The sequence below is a fragment of the Aeoliella sp. genome (genome assembly GCF_965227375.1).
Lineage (GTDB): Bacteria > Planctomycetota > Planctomycetia > Pirellulales > Lacipirellulaceae > Aeoliella.
Genome location: NZ_CBDDFX010000002.1, coordinates 1,209,127 through 1,229,581, shown reverse-complemented (window position 1 = coordinate 1,229,581; position 20,455 = coordinate 1,209,127). Strand labels below are relative to the sequence as shown.

Annotated in this window: 16 protein-coding genes; 12 read left to right on the top strand and 4 right to left on the bottom strand. The window is 62.1% G+C overall.

Annotation, left to right across the window (positions count from 1 at the left end; genetic code table 11):
• The first annotated feature begins 29 nt into the window (after positions 1-29).
• From ACQK2L_RS18090 to sucD, 5 genes are all read left to right on the top strand, one after another.
• Complete coding sequence (locus tag ACQK2L_RS18090) at positions 30-1,133, top strand: S1C family serine protease (protein ID WP_425398440.1); 1,104 nt, start codon at positions 30-32, stop codon at positions 1,131-1,133.
• Positions 1,134-1,294: 161 nt separating this feature from the next.
• Complete coding sequence (locus tag ACQK2L_RS18085; protein WP_425398439.1) at positions 1,295-3,106, top strand: arylsulfatase; 1,812 nt, start codon at positions 1,295-1,297, stop codon at positions 3,104-3,106.
• A 12-nt stretch (positions 3,107-3,118) separates the two neighbouring features.
• Complete coding sequence (locus ACQK2L_RS18080; RefSeq protein WP_425398438.1) at positions 3,119-3,802, top strand: class I SAM-dependent methyltransferase; 684 nt, start codon at positions 3,119-3,121, stop codon at positions 3,800-3,802.
• Positions 3,803-4,373: 571 nt separating this feature from the next.
• Complete coding sequence (sucC, locus tag ACQK2L_RS18075) at positions 4,374-5,564, top strand: ADP-forming succinate--CoA ligase subunit beta (RefSeq protein ID WP_425398437.1); 1,191 nt, start codon at positions 4,374-4,376, stop codon at positions 5,562-5,564.
• A 145-nt stretch (positions 5,565-5,709) separates the two neighbouring features.
• The gene (sucD, locus tag ACQK2L_RS18070; protein ID WP_425398436.1) at positions 5,710-6,591 is read left to right on the top strand and encodes a succinate--CoA ligase subunit alpha; all 882 of its coding nucleotides are present in this window, start codon (positions 5,710-5,712) and stop codon (positions 6,589-6,591) included.
• A gap of 1 nt (position 6,592) precedes the next feature.
• Here sucD and ACQK2L_RS18065 read toward each other — a convergent pair whose 3' ends face one another.
• Entirely contained in the window at positions 6,593-8,902 is a 2,310-nt protein-coding gene (locus tag ACQK2L_RS18065; protein ID WP_425398435.1) for a serine hydrolase, read from the bottom strand.
• A 365-nt stretch (positions 8,903-9,267) separates the two neighbouring features.
• Between ACQK2L_RS18065 and ACQK2L_RS18060 the strand changes: the two genes are divergently transcribed.
• From ACQK2L_RS18060 to ACQK2L_RS18030, 7 genes are all read left to right on the top strand, one after another.
• A complete protein-coding gene (locus ACQK2L_RS18060; RefSeq protein ID WP_425398434.1) occupies positions 9,268-10,545 on the top strand; it encodes a hypothetical protein in 1,278 nt (425 codons plus the stop codon).
• Positions 10,546-10,596: 51 nt separating this feature from the next.
• Positions 10,597-11,637 carry a DUF6268 family outer membrane beta-barrel protein gene (locus ACQK2L_RS18055; RefSeq protein ID WP_425398433.1) on the top strand — a complete coding sequence of 347 codons (1,041 nt, stop codon included), beginning with the start codon at positions 10,597-10,599 and terminating at the stop codon, positions 11,635-11,637.
• 79 nt (positions 11,638-11,716) lie between these two features.
• Positions 11,717-12,952 carry an SAM-dependent methyltransferase gene (locus tag ACQK2L_RS18050; protein WP_425398432.1) on the top strand — a complete coding sequence of 412 codons (1,236 nt, stop codon included), beginning with the start codon at positions 11,717-11,719 and terminating at the stop codon, positions 12,950-12,952.
• Positions 12,953-12,976: 24 nt separating this feature from the next.
• A complete protein-coding gene (locus ACQK2L_RS18045) occupies positions 12,977-14,332 on the top strand; it encodes a DUF3592 domain-containing protein (protein ID WP_425398431.1) in 1,356 nt (451 codons plus the stop codon).
• Positions 14,329-14,787 (top strand): hypothetical protein, encoded by a 459-nt coding sequence (locus ACQK2L_RS18040; RefSeq protein WP_425398430.1) that lies wholly within the window; start codon positions 14,329-14,331, stop codon positions 14,785-14,787. The genes ACQK2L_RS18045 and ACQK2L_RS18040 overlap by 4 nt, the downstream gene beginning before the upstream one ends.
• Positions 14,780-15,442, top strand: a complete 663-nt coding sequence (locus ACQK2L_RS18035) for a hypothetical protein (RefSeq protein WP_425398429.1) — start codon at positions 14,780-14,782, stop codon at positions 15,440-15,442. Before ACQK2L_RS18040 ends, ACQK2L_RS18035 begins: the two co-directional genes overlap by 8 nt.
• Before the next feature lie 354 nt (positions 15,443-15,796).
• Positions 15,797-16,585, top strand: coding sequence for a hypothetical protein (locus ACQK2L_RS18030; protein ID WP_425398428.1), 789 nt, complete (start codon positions 15,797-15,799; stop codon positions 16,583-16,585).
• 57 nt (positions 16,586-16,642) lie between these two features.
• Here ACQK2L_RS18030 and ispG read toward each other — a convergent pair whose 3' ends face one another.
• From ispG to ACQK2L_RS18015, 3 genes are all read right to left on the bottom strand, one after another.
• Positions 16,643-17,785 (bottom strand): (E)-4-hydroxy-3-methylbut-2-enyl-diphosphate synthase, encoded by a 1,143-nt coding sequence (ispG, locus tag ACQK2L_RS18025; RefSeq protein WP_425398427.1) that lies wholly within the window; start codon positions 17,783-17,785, stop codon positions 16,643-16,645.
• 85 nt (positions 17,786-17,870) lie between these two features.
• Positions 17,871-18,569, bottom strand: coding sequence for a YggS family pyridoxal phosphate-dependent enzyme (locus ACQK2L_RS18020; protein ID WP_425398426.1), 699 nt, complete (start codon positions 18,567-18,569; stop codon positions 17,871-17,873).
• 4 nt (positions 18,570-18,573) lie between these two features.
• Positions 18,574-20,412 (bottom strand): hypothetical protein, encoded by a 1,839-nt coding sequence (locus tag ACQK2L_RS18015; protein ID WP_425398425.1) that lies wholly within the window; start codon positions 20,410-20,412, stop codon positions 18,574-18,576.
• Positions 20,413-20,455 lie beyond the last annotated feature (43 nt).

The window sequence follows — 20,455 nt, the reverse complement described above, 5'->3', positions numbered from 1 at the left end:
TTCGTTTTGTACTTTGGACAACGACCCAGATGATGTGCTCACCCATGAAGCTCTTGCGAGTTCTGCAATCTCTGGCCGCCCTGGTGGTGGCCGGTGGGGCGATGGCTCAGTCGGTGGAGCAGCTTGAGCAACAAGCGATCCGCGCGGCGATCGACCGCGTGAGCCCGTCGGTGGTGCAGCTTCAGATCATCGGTGGGGCCGATCGCGTGGACGACGTCACGTTGGCCAGCGGACCTTCCACCGGCGTGATCCTGTCGGCCGACGGATACGTGGTGACCAGTCGCTATCGATTCGACCCCGCTCCGGCCACCGTCGTGGCGCTCTTGCCCGACGGGCGGCAGTTTCCCACGGAGATCGTTGCCCACGACTTCAGTCGCAAGCTGGTGCTGTTGAAACTGACCGGCGCGGAAGACCTGCCCACCGTGGAAGTGGCTCCCGCCGATAGCTATCGCGTAGGACAATGGGCCATCGCCCTGGGCCGCACCTACCGCGTCGACCGCCCCAACGTCTCAGTCGGCATGCTCAGCGCGCTCAGGCGGATTCAAGGTCGTGCGATGCAGACCGACGCGTCCGTGTCGGCGGCTAACTATGGTGGGCCGCTGGTCGACATCGAAGGCCGCGTGCTGGGCATCATCGCCCCGATGTCGCCATCGTCCGAAAAGTCCATCGCTGGAGTCGATTGGTACGACTCGGGCATTGGCTTCGCCGCGCCGCTCGCCGAGTGGATGTTGGCCTACGAGCGGCTAAAGGCGGGCGAGGACCTCCAACTCGGCTACATGGGCGTGAGCCTGGCCGATGGCGTGGCCCGCGAAACGCCCGCCAAGGTCGCCAGTGTCTCTCCCAAGGGTCCCGCCGAGAAGGCTGGCCTCGAAGCGGACGACGTGATCACAGCCATCGATGGCATTCCGGTCGCCACGCAAGTTCAAATGCAGGCGGCAGCGAAGCCGCACTACGCTGGCGACACGATCGAAGTGACCTACCAGCGCGGCGACGAGACAGCAACCGCCACGCTGACTCTCACCACCATCGCCGAGATTCAAGAAGCGGCCAAGGCAGCGAAAGCGGAAGAAGACGCCGCAGAATCGGAAGCCGAAGAAGGTGAAGACGACTCCGAAGAAGAGTCGGACGAGTAGGTAAGCGTATCGCGACTGGCCCGCTGCGCCCAATCGTAGTCTGTAGGGATTTCTATCGATCCACGAATCGATCTATCTTGCTTTGCGCTGATCGAGTTTCTGCCGCGGTTGTTTTATACTTCAACCTCCCGCTTTGCATTCCATCTGTTGGAGGTTTCGATATGCGTCTGTGTGCCACGTTGCTGCTGCTTCTGCCTGCTGCGATCCTGCATGCCTCGAGCGAACGCCCGAACGTCATTGTGGTGATGACCGACGACCAGGGGTACGGCGAGTTTAGTTGTCATGGCAACCCGGTGGCCGAGACGCCCCACATCGACAAACTGGCGAGCCAGAGCGTGAGTTTCTCCGACTTTCACGTCGCCCCGATGTGCACGCCGACGCGCAGCCAACTGCTTACCGGAGTCGACGCGTTTCGCAACGCCGCCTGCAATGTGAGCAGCGGTCGGGCGCTGATGAGGGCCGACCTCGACACGATGGCCGACGTGTTCCAGGCAGCCGGCTACCGCACTGGCATGTTTGGCAAGTGGCACCTGGGCGACAACTACCCTTACCGCCCGCAGGACCGCGGCTTCGACGAGACGCTGTGGTTCCGCTCGTCGTACATCGGCAGCATGTCTGACTATTGGGAGAACGATTACTTCGCAGACATGTACTTCCGCAACGGCGAGCAAAAGCGGCACGAAGGCTACTGCACCGACATTTTCTTCGACGAAGCGATCGAGTGGATGAAGCAGGCCGACGGTGCTCCGTTCTTCACCTACCTGCCGCTGAACTCGGCCCATGGACCGTTCTATGTGCCAGAGAAATACCGCGGCCCAGCCCGCGAAGCCTTGAAAGCGAACAAGGAGATATTCGACAAGCTCAACCCTCAGCAGCGCAAGCGGCTCATTTCGTACCTGGCGATGGGCGCGAACATTGATGAGAACATGGGCAAACTCGAGCAGTTTCTCGTCGACAGCGGGCTGCGGGACAACACGATCGTCGTGTTCCTGACCGACAACGGCAGCACCTTCGGCCCGTTGTACTACAACGCCGGCATGCGGGGCGGCAAAACCACCGTGTGGGAAGGTGGGCATCGCGTGCCATGCTTCATTCGCTGGCCCGATGGCGAACTGGGCGAGCCGCGCGAAGTGGATGGGCTGACGCAAGTGCAGGACCTGCTGCCGACGCTGGTGGAGTTGACCGGCGTCGAAGCTCCCGAGCAACCGATGGACGGCATGAGCCTCGCTCCGGTGCTGCAGGACGACCAACAAGTCGACGACCGCGTGCTGGTGATCAACTACAGCCGCATGCCGCAGTTCAAAGTCACTTACACCGACGGCAACCCGGCGATTCCACAGCGCGAGGGAGCGGTCGTCATGTGGCAACACTGGCGGCTGGTCGAAGACCGGTGGCTGTACGACCTTTCGAACGACCCGCACCAGGATCACGACGTTGCGGCCGAGCATCCTGAAATCGTCGAGAAGCTGCGTAGCAAGCTCGACGAGTGGTGGGCGGGGGTGAAGCCCATCGTGGCCGAGCCTCAACGGATCATCATCGGCAGCGACCAGGAGAACCCAACTCGCCTGGCGGCCGCCGAGTGGCTCGACGTGTTTGTCGACCAGCAGGGTCAAATTCGCCGCGGCGTTCACAAGAACGGAGTGTGGCACCTAGACGTCGCTCAGCCGGGCACCTACCGCATCGCCATCAGCCGCTTCCCGCGCGAGTCGGGCCTGGCGCTGGGCGACGCAGTGAAGCCGACCAAGCTGGAAGACGGCGTCATGGCGCCTGGCCCGGCGTGGAACATTGCTCACGGCAAGATCCGCATCGGCGAGACGGAACTGGAGCAAACGGCCGACCCGAGCGCTGCGGCCATCGAGTTTCAAGTCAAGCTGCCCGCCGGGCCCACTTCGTTGCAAACGTGGCTCACCGATCCGGAAGGCAAGGAAATCGCCGGCGCGTTCTACGCTAATGTCGAGCGAGTAGAGGAGTAGACGGGAGAGTCGATGCTCGACGAACAGCAACTGCTGCAATCGGAAGTAGTCGCCAACGCGGCCATGAATCGCGGCCGCGGTCTGCAGGGCGTGAACAGCTACGAGAAGGAGCTCCGCGAGGAGCTCATTCAACTGCTTGGTAGGCAAGTCGACCAGCACGGCAAGGCGAGCTGGCTGGACCTGTGCTGTGGCGAAGGCCGTGCCCTGTTGGAAGCGGCCAAGTTGCTCGAAGCCCAGGCGGTGCTCGATCGAGTGAGCATTACTGGGGTGGACCTTCATCCTCCGCGAATGCGAGAACGGACCGCCGTGCAATTCGTTGAATCTTCGGCACAAGCCTGGGATGCCGATGGAGAGTTCAGCCTGATCACCTGCGTGCATGGCCTGCACTACATTGGCGACAAGTTGGGCCTGATCTCCCAGATGGCCAGCCTGCTCACGCCCGATGGGGTTCTACTGGCGAATCTCGACCTGGCTGATATTGCATCGCCCGACTCCAAAATCGCGACAAGTCGCGCTGCGGCCGAGTTTCGCCGCGCGGGCATCGACTACAACCGGCGGACGAAAGTCCTCCGCATCGTCGGCACGCAGCGCCTTGCATTCGGTCTTCGCTTCCTCGGCGCCGACGATCAAGTCGGTCCCAACTATACCGGGCAGCCAGGTGTTCGCTCGTACTACGAAGTGGATGAATCGAAGTAGCCGACGGCAGCGCAGCAAAAGCGAGTGTGTAAAAGAACCGCGGTTGAAATCTCGCGCTGATTTGGTCCAATAATAGAGTTGAATTCTGCACTCACTTTCTGTCCGTGGTGCGCCGCCGCGCGGCGCTGTTCTCCACGGTGCGCGCCGCTGGACTCGCTCGCCCAACACAGGTTTTGGGACAACTACAAATCACGTGCGGGGAACAACGTCGAGGTTTTTGGTCCGCTGTTATTCCGTTTGACTCAGTAATTATCGATAGGTTTCGAATTCAGAGGGACCAATGCGTCTGGGGTTTTGGGCCAATGGATCGAATGTGGGACCAAAACCCACCTCAACCGTCGACGGGGAACTTCACGATTTGTTCAACGAGTTGGAGGCTTCGACGGAGTCGAAACGATGGTGAACTTGGCATTGGAAATGCACAACACGGGATCCAACTCTTGAGATACGCGATTTGTCAACCCTGGAGGGCCTGGCGTGTGCGTAGCCGCCCATTGAGAGTGAGCGGCGCGAGGCCTATACTCCACGCTTGGCCAGTTATTGTTCTTGCTCCAAAGAGGACGGGCGAGCGATGAAAATTCACGAATATCAAGCAAAAGAGTTGTTCCGCGATGCCGGCATCGCCGCGCCACGTGGAATTGTCGCCGGTACGCCTGAAGAGGCGGCCGCCGCCTTCAAGGAACTGGGAGGGCCACTCGCGGTGGTGAAAGCCCAGATTCACGCCGGCGGCCGTGGCAAGGGGACCATCAAAACCAACCCCGAGCAACACGGCGTCGAGCTGGTCAAAAGCGCCGAGGACGCCCAAAAGGCGGCCGCGGCCATGCTGGGCGAGCCATTGGTCACCATCCAAACCGGGGCCGAGGGACAAACCGTCCGCCGCGTGTACGTGGAAGAAGGTTGCGACATCGCCCGCGAGCTTTATCTCGGCATCGTGGTCGACCGCGCGAGTGCTTCGCCGGTGCTGATGGTCAGCACCGAGGGCGGCATGAACATCGAAGAGGTGGCCGAAAAGACACCCGAACTGATCTACAAAGCGGCCTACGATCCCGACCGCGGATTGATGCCGTACCAGTCGCGAGTGCTGGCTCAGAAGCTGGGTCTCACCGGAGCGAGCGTTCGCAGCGCCGACAAGATGTTCCGCGCGATCTGCAAACTGTTCGTCGAGTTGGATTGCAGTTTGGCCGAAATCAACCCGCTGGTCGTGACCGGCAGCGGCGATTTAATGGCGTTGGATGGCAAGATCAACTTCGACGACAACGCCATGTACCGCCATCCGAAGGTAGCGGAACTTCGCGACACCAGCGAAGAGGACCCCAACGAACTGCGAGCCGGCGAAGCCGGTTTGAGCTACGTGCAGCTCGAGGGCAACATCGGCTGCCTGGTGAACGGGGCCGGCCTGGCGATGAGCACCATGGACCTGATCAAACTGCACGGCGGCCAGCCAGCCAACTTCCTGGACGTCGGCGGCGGCGCCAAGACCGAGCAGGTGACCGAGGCGTTCCGCATCCTGCTGAGCGACAAGAACGTAAAAGCGGTGCTGGTGAACATCTTCGGCGGCATCATGCAGTGCACCACGATCGCCAGTGCGGTGCTCGAAGCTTACAAGACAGTCGGCTTCAACGTTCCGCTGGTGGTCCGCCTGGAAGGAACCGAAGTGGAAGAAGGTCGCAAGATGCTAGCCGAGAGCGACGTCGACATCATCAGCGCCGAAGGCCTGACCGACGCGGCCAAGAAAGTCGTCGCTGCCGCCGGCGCCGCTTGAAAACCCAAATCATAGAGATCAACGAGTACACGGAGATCACAAAAAGCTTGTGGTTAGTTCGTAGGATGGGTCAAGCGAGTCTAAGCTCGCGCGGACCCATCAGAGAACTCCAATCCTCCGTGGTAAACCCAACTCAGGAATCACGATGAGCATTCTGATCAACAAAGACACACGCGTGGTTTGCCAGGGCATTACTGGCAAGGCGGGAGAATTCCACTCCAGGAACTGCATCGAGTATGGCACGCAGCTCGTCGCCGGCGTCACTCCGGGCAAAGGCGGCTCCACGGCGCTCGATCGGCCGGTGTTCGACACGGTGGCCGAGGCGGTGGAGCAGGAAGGCGCGAGCGCCACGATGATCTTCGTACCGCCGCCGTTCACGGCCGACGCCATCCTGGAGGCGGCCGACGCTGGCATCAAGGTGATCATCGCCATCACCGAAGGCGTGCCCGTGCTCGACATGGCTCGCGTGTACAAGCAGCTCGCGACCGAATATCCCGACGTACACTTGGTCGGCCCCAACTGCCCCGGCGTGATCACGCCGGGCGAGTGCAAGATGGGCATCATGCCAGGCTACATCCACACGCCCGGCCCCGTGGGCGTGATGAGCCGTAGCGGCACGTTGACCTACGAAGCCGTGTGGCAGCTCACTAACCTGAATCTCGGTCAGAGCACGTGCGTCGGACTGGGTGGCGACCCGATCGTCGGCACGAGCTTCATCGACCTGTTGAAGATGTACCAGGCCGACGGCAAGACCGAAGCAATCATGATGATGGGCGAAATCGGCGGTACCGCTGAAGAAGAAGCCGCTGCCTACGTGAAGGAGCACGTCACCAAGCCGGTCGCCGCGTTCATCGCCGGCCGCACGGCACCTCCCGGCAAGCGTATGGGCCACGCCGGCGCGATTATCTCCGGTGGCAAAGGCACCGCCGAAGACAAGATCGCCGCACTGACCGCAGCAGGCATCGAAGTCGCCGAGAGTCCCGCCGACATGGGCACTGCGCTGAAGCGAGCGATCGAGAAGAAGTAACCTATCGTACCGCGGCGGCCTTGGGCTCGGCCAGGAGTTGCTCGAACGTCTGATTGCCGATCGGGTACTCCTTCCAGTCCTTGTAGTCAAAGTGCCACCACTCGAACTCGTAGATAGTGAAGCCTTCGGCTTCCATGCTCTCGCGCAACAGCTTCCGGAACCAACGCTGGCGGCTGTCGCCACCTGGGTAGAGCGGGAACGAACGCGGTGAGAACTCGTCGTACGAGGCAACCATCTCGATCGGCTCGCCGGTCTTTTTGTCGTACAGCGTCAAGTCGACCGCACAACCACGATTGTGGCGGGAGCCTTGTTCGGGGTCGGCCACGAAGTCGTGGTACTGCACCGGCGAGCCATCCCAGAACATCTTGGTCACATACCACGGGCGGTAGCCATCGTGGATCAGAAGGCCGTAGCCCTGGGCGTCGAGCTTCTTCTGCACCCGAGCGACCGCTTCGGCCGCAGGGCGTTGCATGAACGCGTGGGCCGAGGTGTAGAACGGAGTTTGCATGAAGTTACGATTCGTCGCGTAGCGGATGTCGAGCTTGATGCCGTCGTCGTAAGAAGTGAGCGCCGCGAGGTCGGCAGTGCGCGTGGGACGAGTCTCGGCAGGCGGCTTGGCGGCCAAGGCAAGCTGGCGGAGTTCGTCCACCGGGCGGACTGGATCGATGGTGAACACGTCGCCCACGTCGCCCACCGGGCGCCGCTGGAGCACGATGTTGGCCGCGTTGGCCTCCGTGGCCTGACCGTTTTCGTCTCGCTTGAAGACGATGTACTCACTTTCGTACATGCCGCCGACTTTGGGGAAGGCAAACGTGTTCTCGTCCACTTCGGTCAGCGGGTAGAGGAACAGCCACTCAATCTGCGACCAAAGCTGACCGTCCTGCTCATAGATGTACATGGTGTTATGATCGAAGCCGTACTCGCCAATCAGCCCCTTCCACTTCTCCGGCGCGCCGGGTGGGCACTCGTCGGGCAGGCGGTTCCAGGTTTTGCCAAGCGCCGCGATGGTGCCGGCCTCGGGGTCGATCTTGTACTTGGTTCCGTAAGCTCGCACGTCGTCGACCACCAGGTGGTCCGGCGCCTGGCGAAGTTCGTTTCGCAGGAAGCCCTGCCGGACGAACAACCGGCCGCCGAACTCCTCGATCTCCAGCTTCTCGTCGTCCGACTTGTACTCGCCGACGTACTGCTTGGGGTCTTTCACCGCTTCGCTAAACTCCCACTCGGGAAGCTCCTCGCCGGCACGTTTGGCGAGCAACAGCCGCGTGGCGTAGTCGCCCAGGCGCGTGGTGAAGCCGTTCGAACAGTCGAGCGCCGAAGCCACCGCGACGCCAATCTTGTCCTCCGGCAGCCCGCTGAACTGAGTGGAGAAGCCATACACGGCTCCGCCATGCCCGAACGTGGGGTGACCATCGATCTTGCCGAGCTTGAAGCCAATGCCGAACAGCGGATCGTCCTCGCCGGCCGCCTTGTTGCCGCCCAGCATGGTGGCCATGGTCTCGGCAGGAAGCACCTGCTTACCTTGATAGCTCCCACCAGCAAAGATGGTGAGCAGGAAGTTGCCCAGGTCGTCCACCGTGGCGTACAAGTTGCCCGCCGGCGCGGTGCCGAGTTCGAACACCGGTGCCTTGAACGGGGCGGCGTGGTGGGTCCACATCAGCGCTTCGGCCAGTTGCTCCTTGGCGTTGCCTTCGTACAGCATCGAGCTGTTGGTCATCTGCATTGGCTCGAGAATGTTCTGGCGCATGTAGTCGTTATACGACTGGCCGCCCACCTTCTCGACAACCAAACCAACGACGGAGATCGCCGCGTTGGAGTACTTGGTCCGCTCGCCCGGCTTGTAGATCAGTTTGGTATCGTTCAGCGAGGCGACCGTCTCGGCCAAGGTTGGCTCGGTGCCGTCGAAGTAGTTGCCCACCGGCGGCTCGCGCACGAGGCCCGACTGATGCGACATCAACTGCCGCAGCGTGATCGGAACGTCGTAGGGATTCTCCGGCTGGAAGTCGGGCAGGTACTTTTGCACCGGTGCGTCGAGGTCGATCTTGCCGGCCGCCACCAATTGCATCACCGCCAGATCGGTAAACAGCTTCGACACCGAACCAACGCGGTACATCGTCTTGTCGTCCACCGGCTTGGTGCCCGCCAGGTCGGCGATGCCGTACGCCCGCGAGCCGACGATCTTCCCGTCGTCGACCAGGCAAATGGAGAGCGACGGGATTTGCTTCTGCGGCAGTTCGCGATCAACCACCTGATCGATGCGGGCAAACACATCCGCGTAGGCCGGATCGACCGGCTTGCACTGGGCGGTAGACATGGTTATCGCTGCCGCGCAGAGACTTGGAAGGCAAACAAGAAACAACCTGTTGGAAAATCGCTGAAGCACGAGAGTCTCCTCATGGCGAGTCAAACCGATAGCATGAAGTTCGGGGCGGTAAGTTGCCAACCTAGCTGCCCCGTTGACCGCTCGCAACTGTTTCGCGCACAAGGATGCGATTCAACTTGGCGACTGTGTGAATTCGGCACAAGTGAAGGTAGTTTTTGCGCAAGAGCCCAGGCAGGCGATGGTCGGAGGTTGGGAGTCGCATTCAGGCACGCTAGCAGCGTACCAGGTCGATCTTGACCCTCAACGCGGGGGTTTGTATTCCCCAATGCTGGACAAACCGCGGGAGGATAGTGGCCGTGCGATTGCAGGCGATAGCATTTTTGGGACTCGGATGGGCGATGCTGGGCGTACCAGTTTCGCTGGCGCAGTACGTGCAGATACCTGCCACGCCGGTTCAAGGGCAAGCCTTTCCCCCGCAGTCCACGTTCGCCAGCCCTTCGCCAACGATGTCCGCCCCCAGCTTGGCACCCTCGTATGGCACCGCACCGATTGGCCCTCCGCCGGCGTTCGATTCGTACGCCAATCCGTCGGTCAGCGGCACCATGACCGCACCGCCATCGAGCGTTCCGTACAGCTACACACCTCAAGCAGCGCCGGGCGGGTTTCCCCAACAGCCGGCGCCCAACGCCTGGCAAGCCTATCCAGCCCCCCAAGGCGGTTACCCCGCTGCCGGAGCGCCGCAATCGCAAAGCATCTACTCCAATGGCTTGCCGTACGATTGGCAGCAGGGCACCTACGGCTATCAAGGCGCCGACGGAAGCTTGGTGCGGTTCCAGAAGTTCTTGCAGCGAATCGGCACGGAGTACACCTGGATTGCTGGCAGCAATAGCCCCGGCAAGTTCGGCATCAGCCGCATTGAGCTGGCCGCTACGTTCGGCATTCCCGTGATGCACAACATCGACACGCCGCTGCTGATCACGCCTGGCTTCGCGGTGGACTTCTTTGAAGGCCCGTTGGGCGATCCAACCGCCATGCCCCGCGGGCCCGACCTGCCCGGTCAGGTGTACGATGCCTACCTCGACTTTTCGTGGTACCCCCGTCCCTTCGAGTGGTTCGGCGCCGAGCTCGGTGTTCGCACCGGCGTGTGGACCGACTTCAATACAATGAACAGCGACTCGGTTCGCATCCTGGGCCGCGGCCTGGGTGTGATCTCGATTACACCGCAAATGGACATCCTGGTGGGCGTCGTGTACCTCGACCGCTTGCGGGTGAAGCTGCTGCCCGCTGGTGGTCTTCACTGGCGGCCGAACCAAGATTGGGATCTGTACCTGGTGTTCCCCAACCCGAAGATTCGTCGCCGCTTCCGATCGGTCGGCAACACCGATTGGTGGTGGTACGTCGCTGGCGAATACGGCGGCGGATCCTGGACCGTCGACCGCGTGGGGCTCAGCGACCGCATCGACTACAACGACCTGCGGGCGATCCTGGGTCTGGAGTTCGAAACTCCCACCATGGTTCGCGGCCATTTCGAAATTGGTTACGTGTTCGATCGCGAGATCTTGTTCAACAGTGGCGACCCACCCGAATTCAAGCCGGACGACTCGGTGATGCTCCGAGCGGGCCTCGACTTCTAGGCTGCTGGTCCGCGTAGGTCCTGCACCACTCCTCCTCCTTCCAACCGCCCCATGAAAACTGCGTCCTGCTTGTTGTCGCTGTGCCTGATGTTGGTGGCACCTGCACGCGCGCAGTACGCTCCGCAGCAGTACCAGGGGGAGATCGCTCCCGTGTACGTGGAGCCGTGCCCGACCGATCCCTGGATGAACGCGGCGCCGGACGAAGTGGTGCTGGTCGACGCGCCGGGCCTGCCCGAAGACGCCTTGTACACCTACCCTGAACCTTCGCCCGCCCAGCAAGACCTGGGCAACTTGATCCCGCCCGGTGCGCGGCCAGGTTTCTTCCAGAAGGCCAACCTATCGTTCGCCTGGATGCCAAGGTTCGAAAGCGACTCGATCGGCGTCTCGACGATCGAGACGAGCATCGTCACAGCGCTGCCATTCCCCAAACGCCACCAGCCACTGACCATTACGCCACGCTATGCGGTTCGGTTTATCGACGGCCCGGACTTCATCGACGTGCCGTCGCGGCTGCACAATGCGGAGGTGACATTCAACCACGTTCGTCGCATCGCCGACCGCTGGGTGTTTAATGGAGCGATCACGCTGGGCAACTACTTCGACGACCATAGCTTCGAGGCCAGCGACGCGTTCCGCGTGTCGGGTTTGGCCTTGGGAATCTACGAGGCCTCGCCCAACAGCAAGTGGATCGTGGGCGTGGCGTACCTGAACCGGGCCGGCCTTTCGGTGGTGCCGGCTGCCGGCTACTTGTACTGGACCGACGACCTTCGGATCGACGTCGTCCTGCCGCAGCCCAAGGTGGCTTGGCGGACTTGGTGTCACGGACCTCCTGGCTACGACGAGCGTTGGTTCTACATCCAGGGCGACCTCGGTGGCGGTGTGTGGGCCGTCGAGCGAGCCGATGGCAGCCCCGATACGTTGAGCTACAGCGACCTGCGGGTGATCTTTGGCACCGAACGGAAGCAAATCGGCGGTATCAGCCGACGCTGGGAAGTGGGTTACGTGTTCGCCCGCGAGTTGGAGTACGACTCAATCGGCCACGACATGGGCATCGATGACACGATGTTCCTGCGGGCCGCGTTTACGTACTGATTGGCCCGGCGACGGTCGGGGACCGGTGGTGTAGAATAGGTGGGATCCGCTTTGCCACCTATCGGCCGACCACCAGACCATGCCCGTCCCGCTGCCCACCACGTTTGTGTTCTGCACTTGCCAGCCCGGCGCTGAGCAACCGCTCAAGAGCGAGATTGCCGCGCGGCGAAGCGAGTGGCGGCTCGCTTTTTCGCGGCCCGGTTTTGTGAGCTTCAAGAGCCTGCACTCCGCCGGCGCCGCGCTAGACGGAGCGCTACCCACGTTCGCCAGGACACGTTCGGTCTCGCTGGGTCGGGTGAAGATCGACTCCCTGGCCTTGGCCGCGGCCGAAGTTTGGCAGATCGAAGCGGTGCGGCGACTGCTCGACGCCCAGGAAGTTGTCTGCCTGCACGTTTGGCAACGCGACACACAACTGCCAGGCGAAGCGGGCTTTGAGCCATCGGTCACGCCGCTGGCCGAAGAGGCCAAGGCTGCTTTGGTGCAAGCCGCGCGGGAGGGGGAAGTCACCGATCGGATTTCGATGCTCGAAACGACCGTCGCACCAGCGGGCGCGGTGGTATTGGATGTGGTGCTGGTGGAGCCCGACGAGTGGTACATCGGTTGGCATCGCGCCAGTTCGCGAACCGAACGCTGGCCGGGCGGAATGCTGCCGGTTGCCGCGCCGAGCGACATGGTCTCGCGGGCGTACCTGAAGATGGAAGAGGCGCTCAAATGGTCGGCGCTACCTGCGGTGCGGGGCGACGTGTGGGTGGAGCTCGGCTGCGCTCCCGGCGGGGCAAGTCAGGCATTGCTCGAGCGCGGCTTCGAAGTGATTGGTGTCGACCCGGCGGAAGTCGAAGAGCCGGTCGCCAGCCATCCGCGCTTCACGCACCTGCGCAAACGCTCGGCAGACGTCCGCCGTGTGGAGTTCGCTCCCGCAAAATGGCTGGCCGCCGACTTGAACGTCGCGCCGCAGTACACGTTGGATGCGGCCGAGGACGTTGTCGCTCATCCCTCCACATCGCTGCGAGGTCTGGTGCTGACCTTGAAGCTGGCCGACTGGAACGTGGCGAGCCCCAAGTGTTTGAAGCAGTACATCGAGCGTGTGCGGTCGTGGGGTTTCCGCGACGTCCGGCTGCGTCAACTGGTCCACAATCGCCACGAGTTGTGCCTGGTGGCCTTGCACAGCCGAAGCCAGCGCCGGATGAAACGTTCGCGCCGCCGCCCGACCAAACGCGAAGAACCGGAAGGCCCGGAAGCCGAGGACAGTCCCGACACGCGAGAACTTCGCTACGACGCACCGACGCGGATGGCGCCGCCCCATCATTTCCGCTAATCGCTCCTTGCACGTCCCCCACCCATGCCTTGGCGTAACCCACTATTCCCGAAGAAGCGCGGCGGCCGCAGCACCGGCATGCGGAGCGTGGGGTATTGGAGCGAGCTGTTCTTGAGCGTGTCGCTCGTGGTAGTGGGAACCGTGACTCTGGCATTGCACATCTTTCAGGTGCTATGGCCCGATTGGCTGGAGTCGCGCCCACCAGCCGACGGCTTTGAGGCCGGCATGTGCGTGGTGACCGACATGCGGATCAACGAGTACGACACGCCGCTGAGCGTCGGTGAGTACGGCATCCAGGTTCAAGCCGCTCGTGTACTGGACGATGGTTCCGAAGGCGATCCGGTATGGATCGAACGGACCGTGGGTCAGTTCTCTCCCACGCGAGAAGATGCCGAACAAATGGCCGAGCCCTATCGGAAGGGCAACGAGCTAGCTTGTTGGTATAACCCCGACGATCCCTCGCAACTCGTCCTGCGACGCTCGATCCGTTGGTGGGTGTGGCCGGTTACGCTGATTCCTGCTTCGCTGCTGGCAGTTGGCATCTTTGGCATCGTCGCCTCGCTGATGCAAGTAGCCACTTCGGCTGAGCGGCGCAGCCTGGTCACTGTCAAAGCGATGCGGCTCGACCCGCTGCGTGACACTCCCGATGCATCGAAGACCTTGCCCACAGGATTGCGAGAAGACGAAAGCCCCGGCATTCGTTACGCCCACCGGCTGCCGGCAGTGGGGACAGCAGGATGGCGGATGGCAGGGCTGATGATGGTCTGCGCCATTTGGAACATGCTGCTGGCTTTCTTTGTGTACGTTGCCTCGCTGCAATATCTGAACAACGAGTCGCCGTGGCTGGCGCTCGGTTTGGTCGTGGTGCTGGGTCTGGTGGGCGTGTGGCTTGCGTTCCATCTGATACGCGAATTCTGGAATCGTCGCGGCATCGGCCAGTCGCACGTCGAGATCTCTTCGCATCCGCTGGCGTTGGGCGGCGAGTACCAGGCCTACCTGATGCAGACCGGCAATATGCAACTCCGCACGCTGCTGGTGGAATTGGTTTGCGAAGAATCGGCCAGCTACCAACAGGGGACCGATTCGCGAACCTCGGTCGAGGTGGTCTATCGACAAGAACTGCGCAAGTGGCGCGGCCTGCGTGTGGAAGCAAGCCAGCCGTTCGAGACCGAGATGACGTTCACGATTCCCGCCACGGCAATGCACTCCTTCCGCAGCCCCCACAATCAAATCCGCTGGATGCTGCTGGTCCGCGGCGAGACGAATCGCCGCCAGGAGATGTACCGCCAGTTCGGCCTGCTTGTTCAGCCTGCCAAGAAGCGGGGAGGCGAGAGCCTGATTGCCGCCAGCGAAACCGCGGACCAGGAGTCGTTGGCATGAGAGCGGTCTCCACCAACCAATCCCCGCTGGCCGACCTGCGAATCGAGCAGGTGGATAATCCCTTCGCGCCGGGCGATGTGCTGAAGGGGAGCTTTGTCGTGCATGTGGAACACGCCGAAGAAGTGAAGTCGGCAGAGCTTTCCGTGTTGTGGTACACCGCGGGCAAGGGAGAAGAGGACTTTGGCGTTCATTACTTCAAACGCTACACGACCGAAGGGCCCGACGGAGTGGAACTTGCAAGGCGGCGGGAATTTCGCACGCTGCTGCCTGAGCAGCCGCTGAGCTACGACGGACTGATCGTGAAAGTCTGCTGGTGTGCGCGACTTCGGTTGTTCATGAGCCGCGGACGTCAGCAGGTGCTCGAGGTTCCCTTGAAGCTTGGCGAAGTGGCTCCCGCGCGCCCACCGAAGCTGGTGCCTGCGGACGAGGTGGATGAGGAGGATCCCCTTGGTTAGTGGCATTCCAACCCGCGAGTCGAATCCGTTCGCCACTTGCTGGCTTGGACCATTGGGCACCTCGTACGTGGCCACCGATGGCAACGCACCATCACAACTCGCCTCGAAGCTGGCCAGTCAAGGCTGGCGAGGCCAGATCGTCGGGCCGCACGGAGTTGGCAAGTCGACTCTGCTCCGCGCCCTCGAGCGTGAAGCCACGCGGCTCGGTTGGCGGTGGGTCGAAGTCGCCTTGCACAGCGACCGCAAACCCTCTCTCGCGCGATTGCTGCCAACCCGTCTGGATCAAAGCGCGTTGTTGGTCGTGGATGGGTTTGAGCAACTCCATACGCTCGAGCGCCTGCTAGTTCGCTGGCACTGCTGGCGTAGTGGTGCAGGGCTGCTGGTGACCACGCACCGCCCGTTCCGGTTGCCCACGCTGCTGGAGATTTCGCCCGACGAACCCTCAGCCGTGGCGGTGTTCGAGCAAGTGACCAGTGGTGCGGACACCCAGGTAACGAAGCACGATGCGCTAGTTGCCTTCAATGCATGCAACCGCGACATGCGTCAAATGTTCGACAGGCTGTACGATCTGCACGAACATCGCAAACGGACCGCCGATGTTGCGAACAAGCGTCGCGATTTTCGCGTATCCAAGTGCGAACAAACAGCGACGTGAGACTGAAATACCAGTTGTCCGCTGCTGGCACGGCGCGGCTCGCGGGGATTTCGGACCGCTGCAACTCGTGGGGGGTGAATACTTTACGCCACAGGTCACCGTGTGTGTGGTTTCTTGTCAACATGCCCAGCTACCCCCTGGTGGTTAGAGTACACTGAAGTGTTGAGCACAGGTGCGCAGTGCGCCCGCTCGCACAAGCAGACTTTGGCTAACCCTCAAGGTCTACCCAAGAGTAAGTTGCTTCCAATTTCCGACTTCGACTGATGAGACCGTTGCGTCCCAGCGCGGATCGGAGTTAGATGGGGGTGGGTGAATCGTCTCTTGCTAACGAGTCTTCCGATGAAAGCATCAAAAATGAAATTCGCAATCGCTTGTGCCACTTTGGCTACGATCGGCCTGGTGGCCACTGACGCCAATGCACAGTGCTCCACATGTGCTGTGCCACAAGTGACGTACTCGCCAGTGGTGTACAACACCTACAACGACGGCTGGTACCTGGGCAAATACTTTGGGCGCATGGGACGCCGCGTGTTCGGCACCGCGCCCGCTTCGGCCTATGCGGTGGGCTACGCCCCCACGTACTCGTACGCGTCGTATGCTCCGACTTACTCGGCGTCGTACGGCTCGACATGCTGCAACACCTGCGGCACTTCGCCTTGCTGCTGTGCCCAAACCACGTACCGCCCGGTAATCATGCAGCCGGCCTGTGGATGCACGACCTGCGGCGGCTGCAGCACTTGTGGCACCTGCAGCACTTGCAATTCGTGCAGCTCATGTGGCGTGGTGCAGTCGAGCTACGACGCACCCGCGTCTTCGAGTTGCCCGACCTGCAACACCAGCTCGTACTACGAGGACTCGTCGTCTTCGTCGGATCCCGCACCTTCGCTGAACAACTCGGCGCCGCCTCAGACGTACCGCGAAACGGATCGCCTCGATCCCACTCCCGCCACTGAGAGTGGCAACGAGTCCCAAGCACTGGACCTGTCGCCGCCGCTGCTGTTGGACCCCAACAGCAACGACAAGGTCACCAAGCGTCCAACCGCGCCAGTTTGGACCGCCGTGTACAAGCAACCGGCCAAGATCACCAACGTCAGCTCGGCCAAGCCCAAGAAGAAGACGATTGGTTGGTCGGCGGGCCACTAGGTCGCCCGTAGAACTCACGAGAACCGGGCTGCGAGCGAACGCTCGTGGCCCGGTTTTTTATTGCGCCTTCTGGGCGATCAGTTGATCCAGTTCCTGCTTCAAGCGCGGCAGGATCGCGTCGTAAGGGTACTGGCCGAGCGTCTCTTCGCCCTTTTTCAGGTTCACGTAGTTCGGGCCGCACCATAGCCCCAGATCGGCGTCGTCGGTCTCGCCTGGGCCATTCACCCGGCAGCCCATCACGGCGATGGTGATGGCGTGGTCGGCCGCGTACTGGCTCATCTGCTTGACGTCCTGCGCCAACTCGACGAACGCCTCGTTCTCCACGCGGCTGCAACTGGGACAACTGATGATGTTGAGCGTTTGCAGCCCGTAGTCCACCACCGATCGCACACGCCCCTGGCGAATGTCTTCGAGGATTGCCCGTCCGGCCTCGATCTCTTCGTGCTTGCGATCGTTCGGCACGGTGAGCGAGACGCGAATCGTATCGCCGATGCCGCGACTCACCAGTTGCTCGAAGGCAATGCGGGTCTTGATCACCCCATCGGGCGGCAAACCGGCTTCGGTTACGCCTAAGTGCAGTGGTACGTCGGGACGCTCGGCGGCGAACCGAGTATTGACTTCGATCACCTTCTGCGGATCGGAGTCCTTCAGCGAAACGCAGTACCGCGTGAAGCCCAAGTCGTCGAGCGTCTGGCAATGCTCCACCGCGCTTTCGATCATGGGCGAGATGGAATTATCGGCTGGGTACTTGTCGCGTTTGTCGGGATCGACGCTGCCGCAGTTCACACCGATGCGAATCGCACAGTCGTTGTCCTTCGCCACTTGGGCGATGTACGCCACCTTTTCGCGCCACGGCTTCTCGCGCTCGTGGTGGTAAAGATGGCCCGGGTTGTAGCGTAGCTTCTCCACATGCGGAGCGACCTTCTCCGCCAGGCGGTAGTTCTCCTGCAAGTCGATTGCCAGGTTCGCTTGAGTCTGCTGGCGAATCTCCGCGATGGCCGCGGCGTCTTTGCTGCTATCGACCGCGATGCGAACCACATCCGCGCCGGCCCGCTCCAGGTCGAGCACCTGAGCCACCGTGGCGTCGATGTCCTGCGTCTGCGTGGCGGTCATGCTCTGCACGGCAATCGGGTGCTCGGCGCCGATGGTCACCGTGCCGATGCGGACACTGCGGGTGGGGTTTCGCTCGATTTGAACCATGGAGACTTGTCGCCCGTTGGGCGGGAAAGGGCAGGGGACTGCGGGTGGGTGGGTGCTCGATCGGTCTATTCTACCCAACCAGGCGTCACTCGACACCTTCCCATAACGCCGAGCCAACGCGGACGATCGTCGCCCCTTCGGCGATGGCCACCTCGAAATCGGCGGTCATCCCCATCGACAGTTCCGCCAGCACAACGCCCGGCGGCGCCAACGGGGCAAGCTCGTCGCGCAGGTTACGCAAAGTTGCGAAGTTCGCCGCGGCCTCGGCCAGATCGCGACTGCCCGCGGCCATGGTCATCAAACCTTGCACTTCGACCGACTCGAATTCGGCTAGCTGCGGGAGGAATTCGCGAATCTCGTCCTCGGTGAAGCCATGCTTCTCGACATCGCCCGAGCAATTCACCTCCAGCAGCATGGCTTGCCGCTTGCCAATCTCGCGCGCCGCGTCGTCGATCGCCTTGATGAGCCGTGGGCTGTCGACACTGTGGATGAGCGAAACCAGCGGCACCGTTCTGGCCACCTTGTTGCGCTGCAAGTGGCCAATCATGTGCCAGCGGACGTCGATCGACTGGAACTCGGCGGTGGCCGCCTTGTCCCACAGTTGCTGAGGCCGACTTTCGCCCAGGTCGACACAACCGGCGCCGACCAACTCGGCCGACAGGGCCGCCGAGACGTATTTCGACACGCCCACCAGCAAAATCTCGCTCGGATCGCGACCGGCACGCTCGGCGGCAGCGACCATGCGATCGCGCGTGCGCGCCAGATTGTCGCGAATCGCCTGCATTGCCTTAAGCGGGGTCGACGGCCAGCAGTTCTTCAAACTCGCCAGTGCGATGGAACCGGCCAATCATCATTTCGGCCGCTGTGTTCTGGCCCAACACGGTTCGATTGGCCGGGGCGGCGAGCGAGCGATAGGCCAACCACTGCGAGTCGCCAATCTGAGCGCGGTAGCCCACCGCCACGTCGCTGGGGGCCACTTCCAGCGACGCGGCGACGGTCAGTTTCCGCCACGTGCGCGGCTTGCTGGTGCGGCGGGCATTCAGATCGATCCACAAGGGACAACTGAGCCGCGCCCCGCGCGATTGCTGCGCGAGTTCCAGCTTGCCTTCGTTGCTGGTCAGCTCGCCGAACCGTGGTTCGTTGCGCCACTCGGCCAGCGCTAGTGGTAGCACCGTGGCCCGAGGACCGTTGCCGTTGGCCAAGACACCGTCGCGGGTGTTCTTCTCCGGAACGAACTTCACTCCACTCGCCAGCGGCAACCAAGTAACGTGCCGCCACTCGCCAGATGGACTGGAGGGGCCATGCAGGATGTCGTGGGTCAGCAGGAATCCATCTTCCTTGCCCAGGAAGATCTGCCGCTCGATCCGCACGCCGCTGGAAAGCTCGATGATCAAATCGAGGTAGTCACACTCGTCGTCGCTGTACCAGCACTGTTGCTCCCACTCATCCGTTGGCTCGAGCAACTTGCCGGCGTAGGAGGTTTCCATGCCCCAGCCGCCGGAAAGCAGGGTCCGCCCGTCCGCTTCGACTTCGATCTGCATCTCGGGGCGGGAGTAGTCCACCAGCACGCGCGAGGACTTCTTGTCCCAACCGTTGGCCAGCACGGCCAGCATCGACCATTCCGACTCGACGCTCGGATCGGGCAGGTCGTCTTCGTCGAACTCGGTGTCGATTGTCAGCAGTCGCTTGCCAATACGTGCCGCGGCGGCGGTGTCGTCTTGGTCGTCGCCAGCCAGATCGAGCGCGGTATCGAGCACGCCCGCTGGCCAGGCAACCAGTGGAGTGCTGCTAAGCATCGGCGTGCCATCGGTGCGCTGCAAGCCGATCACTTGGCGCACCACCCATTCGTATTGTGTGTCGGCCGAAGAAGACCAGCAGCCCTTCTTCAGTAGTTCGCCAATCGCCCTGGCGCGGGTCCAACTCGAAAACAGGATCGACAACACCGGCAACAGCGCCGCGTCGACCAGGCCTTCTCCGTCGGTAGCGGCCAGCAGTCCCTCGCCCAACGACTTCCGCGCGGCCGAGCGCAGCGATCGCGTCGGAGAAAGTTCCGGCAGCAGCACGCTCAGCACTAGTGGCAACTCACCACCAAGCAGCACCGACACGGTCGTGGTCTCGGCTTCGAGCACATCGGTGGTCGCCTTTTGGACTTCTTCGGCCAGATCCTTGAAAGCGGTGACCACGCGCCACCACGCCGAGCAACTTATGCAAGAGGCGATCTGCGGCAGAAGATAAGCGACCACCAAGGCCTTCAGGGCAACCGGGAGACTTGGCGAGCCGTTCTCCAGTTCGTGCACCAACTCGGCCAAGAGCGATTCGACCTGTGCCGACGGCTCCGACTTGGTTGCTTTCTTCAGTCCGCGCTGCAATTCCTTCCGCCAAGTGTCCACTTGGCCCAGTGGGGAATCATCCGCGGGCAGGCCCCAACTCATGGGGTCGATCTTCGAGCCGTAGTCGTCGAAGTACTCCTCGACTTTGCGGCTGTCGAGATGGTCGGTCCATCGCTTCCAAGCGGCGGCCATCTCGAGTTCGGCCCAGCCCTTGCGGAGCGGCTTAGGGGCTTCGTCGTGCCAAAGTTTCCCTTCGTGCCACTGTTCGAGCTGGCGTGCAAACTCGAGGTCGTTCATTCCGTGGAAAAATCCGTTATCATCGGCGTGAGAATCACGCGGA

Excerpts from the sequence above, each read along its gene's own strand:
- ispG (WP_425398427.1), bottom strand. The coding sequence starts at position 17,785 with ATGGTTCAAATCGAGCGAAACCCCACCCGCAGTGTCCGCATCGGCACG.
- ACQK2L_RS18080 (WP_425398438.1), top strand. The coding sequence starts at position 3,119 with ATGCTCGACGAACAGCAACTGCTGCAATCGGAAGTAGTCGCCAACGCG.
- ACQK2L_RS18055 (WP_425398433.1), top strand. The coding sequence starts at position 10,597 with ATGAAAACTGCGTCCTGCTTGTTGTCGCTGTGCCTGATGTTGGTGGCA.
- ACQK2L_RS18090 (WP_425398440.1), top strand. The coding sequence starts at position 30 with ATGATGTGCTCACCCATGAAGCTCTTGCGAGTTCTGCAATCTCTGGCC.
- ACQK2L_RS18030 (WP_425398428.1), top strand. The coding sequence starts at position 15,797 with ATGAAATTCGCAATCGCTTGTGCCACTTTGGCTACGATCGGCCTGGTG.
- ACQK2L_RS18020 (WP_425398426.1), bottom strand. The coding sequence starts at position 18,569 with ATGCAGGCGATTCGCGACAATCTGGCGCGCACGCGCGATCGCATGGTC.
- ACQK2L_RS18050 (WP_425398432.1), top strand. The coding sequence starts at position 11,717 with ATGCCCGTCCCGCTGCCCACCACGTTTGTGTTCTGCACTTGCCAGCCC.
- sucC (WP_425398437.1), top strand. The coding sequence starts at position 4,374 with ATGAAAATTCACGAATATCAAGCAAAAGAGTTGTTCCGCGATGCCGGC.
- ACQK2L_RS18015 (WP_425398425.1), bottom strand. The coding sequence starts at position 20,412 with ATGAACGACCTCGAGTTTGCACGCCAGCTCGAACAGTGGCACGAAGGG.
- ACQK2L_RS18065 (WP_425398435.1), bottom strand. The coding sequence starts at position 8,902 with ATGTCTACCGCCCAGTGCAAGCCGGTCGATCCGGCCTACGCGGATGTG.
- ACQK2L_RS18085 (WP_425398439.1), top strand. The coding sequence starts at position 1,295 with ATGCGTCTGTGTGCCACGTTGCTGCTGCTTCTGCCTGCTGCGATCCTG.
- sucD (WP_425398436.1), top strand. The coding sequence starts at position 5,710 with ATGAGCATTCTGATCAACAAAGACACACGCGTGGTTTGCCAGGGCATT.
- ACQK2L_RS18045 (WP_425398431.1), top strand. The coding sequence starts at position 12,977 with ATGCCTTGGCGTAACCCACTATTCCCGAAGAAGCGCGGCGGCCGCAGC.
- ACQK2L_RS18040 (WP_425398430.1), top strand. The coding sequence starts at position 14,329 with ATGAGAGCGGTCTCCACCAACCAATCCCCGCTGGCCGACCTGCGAATC.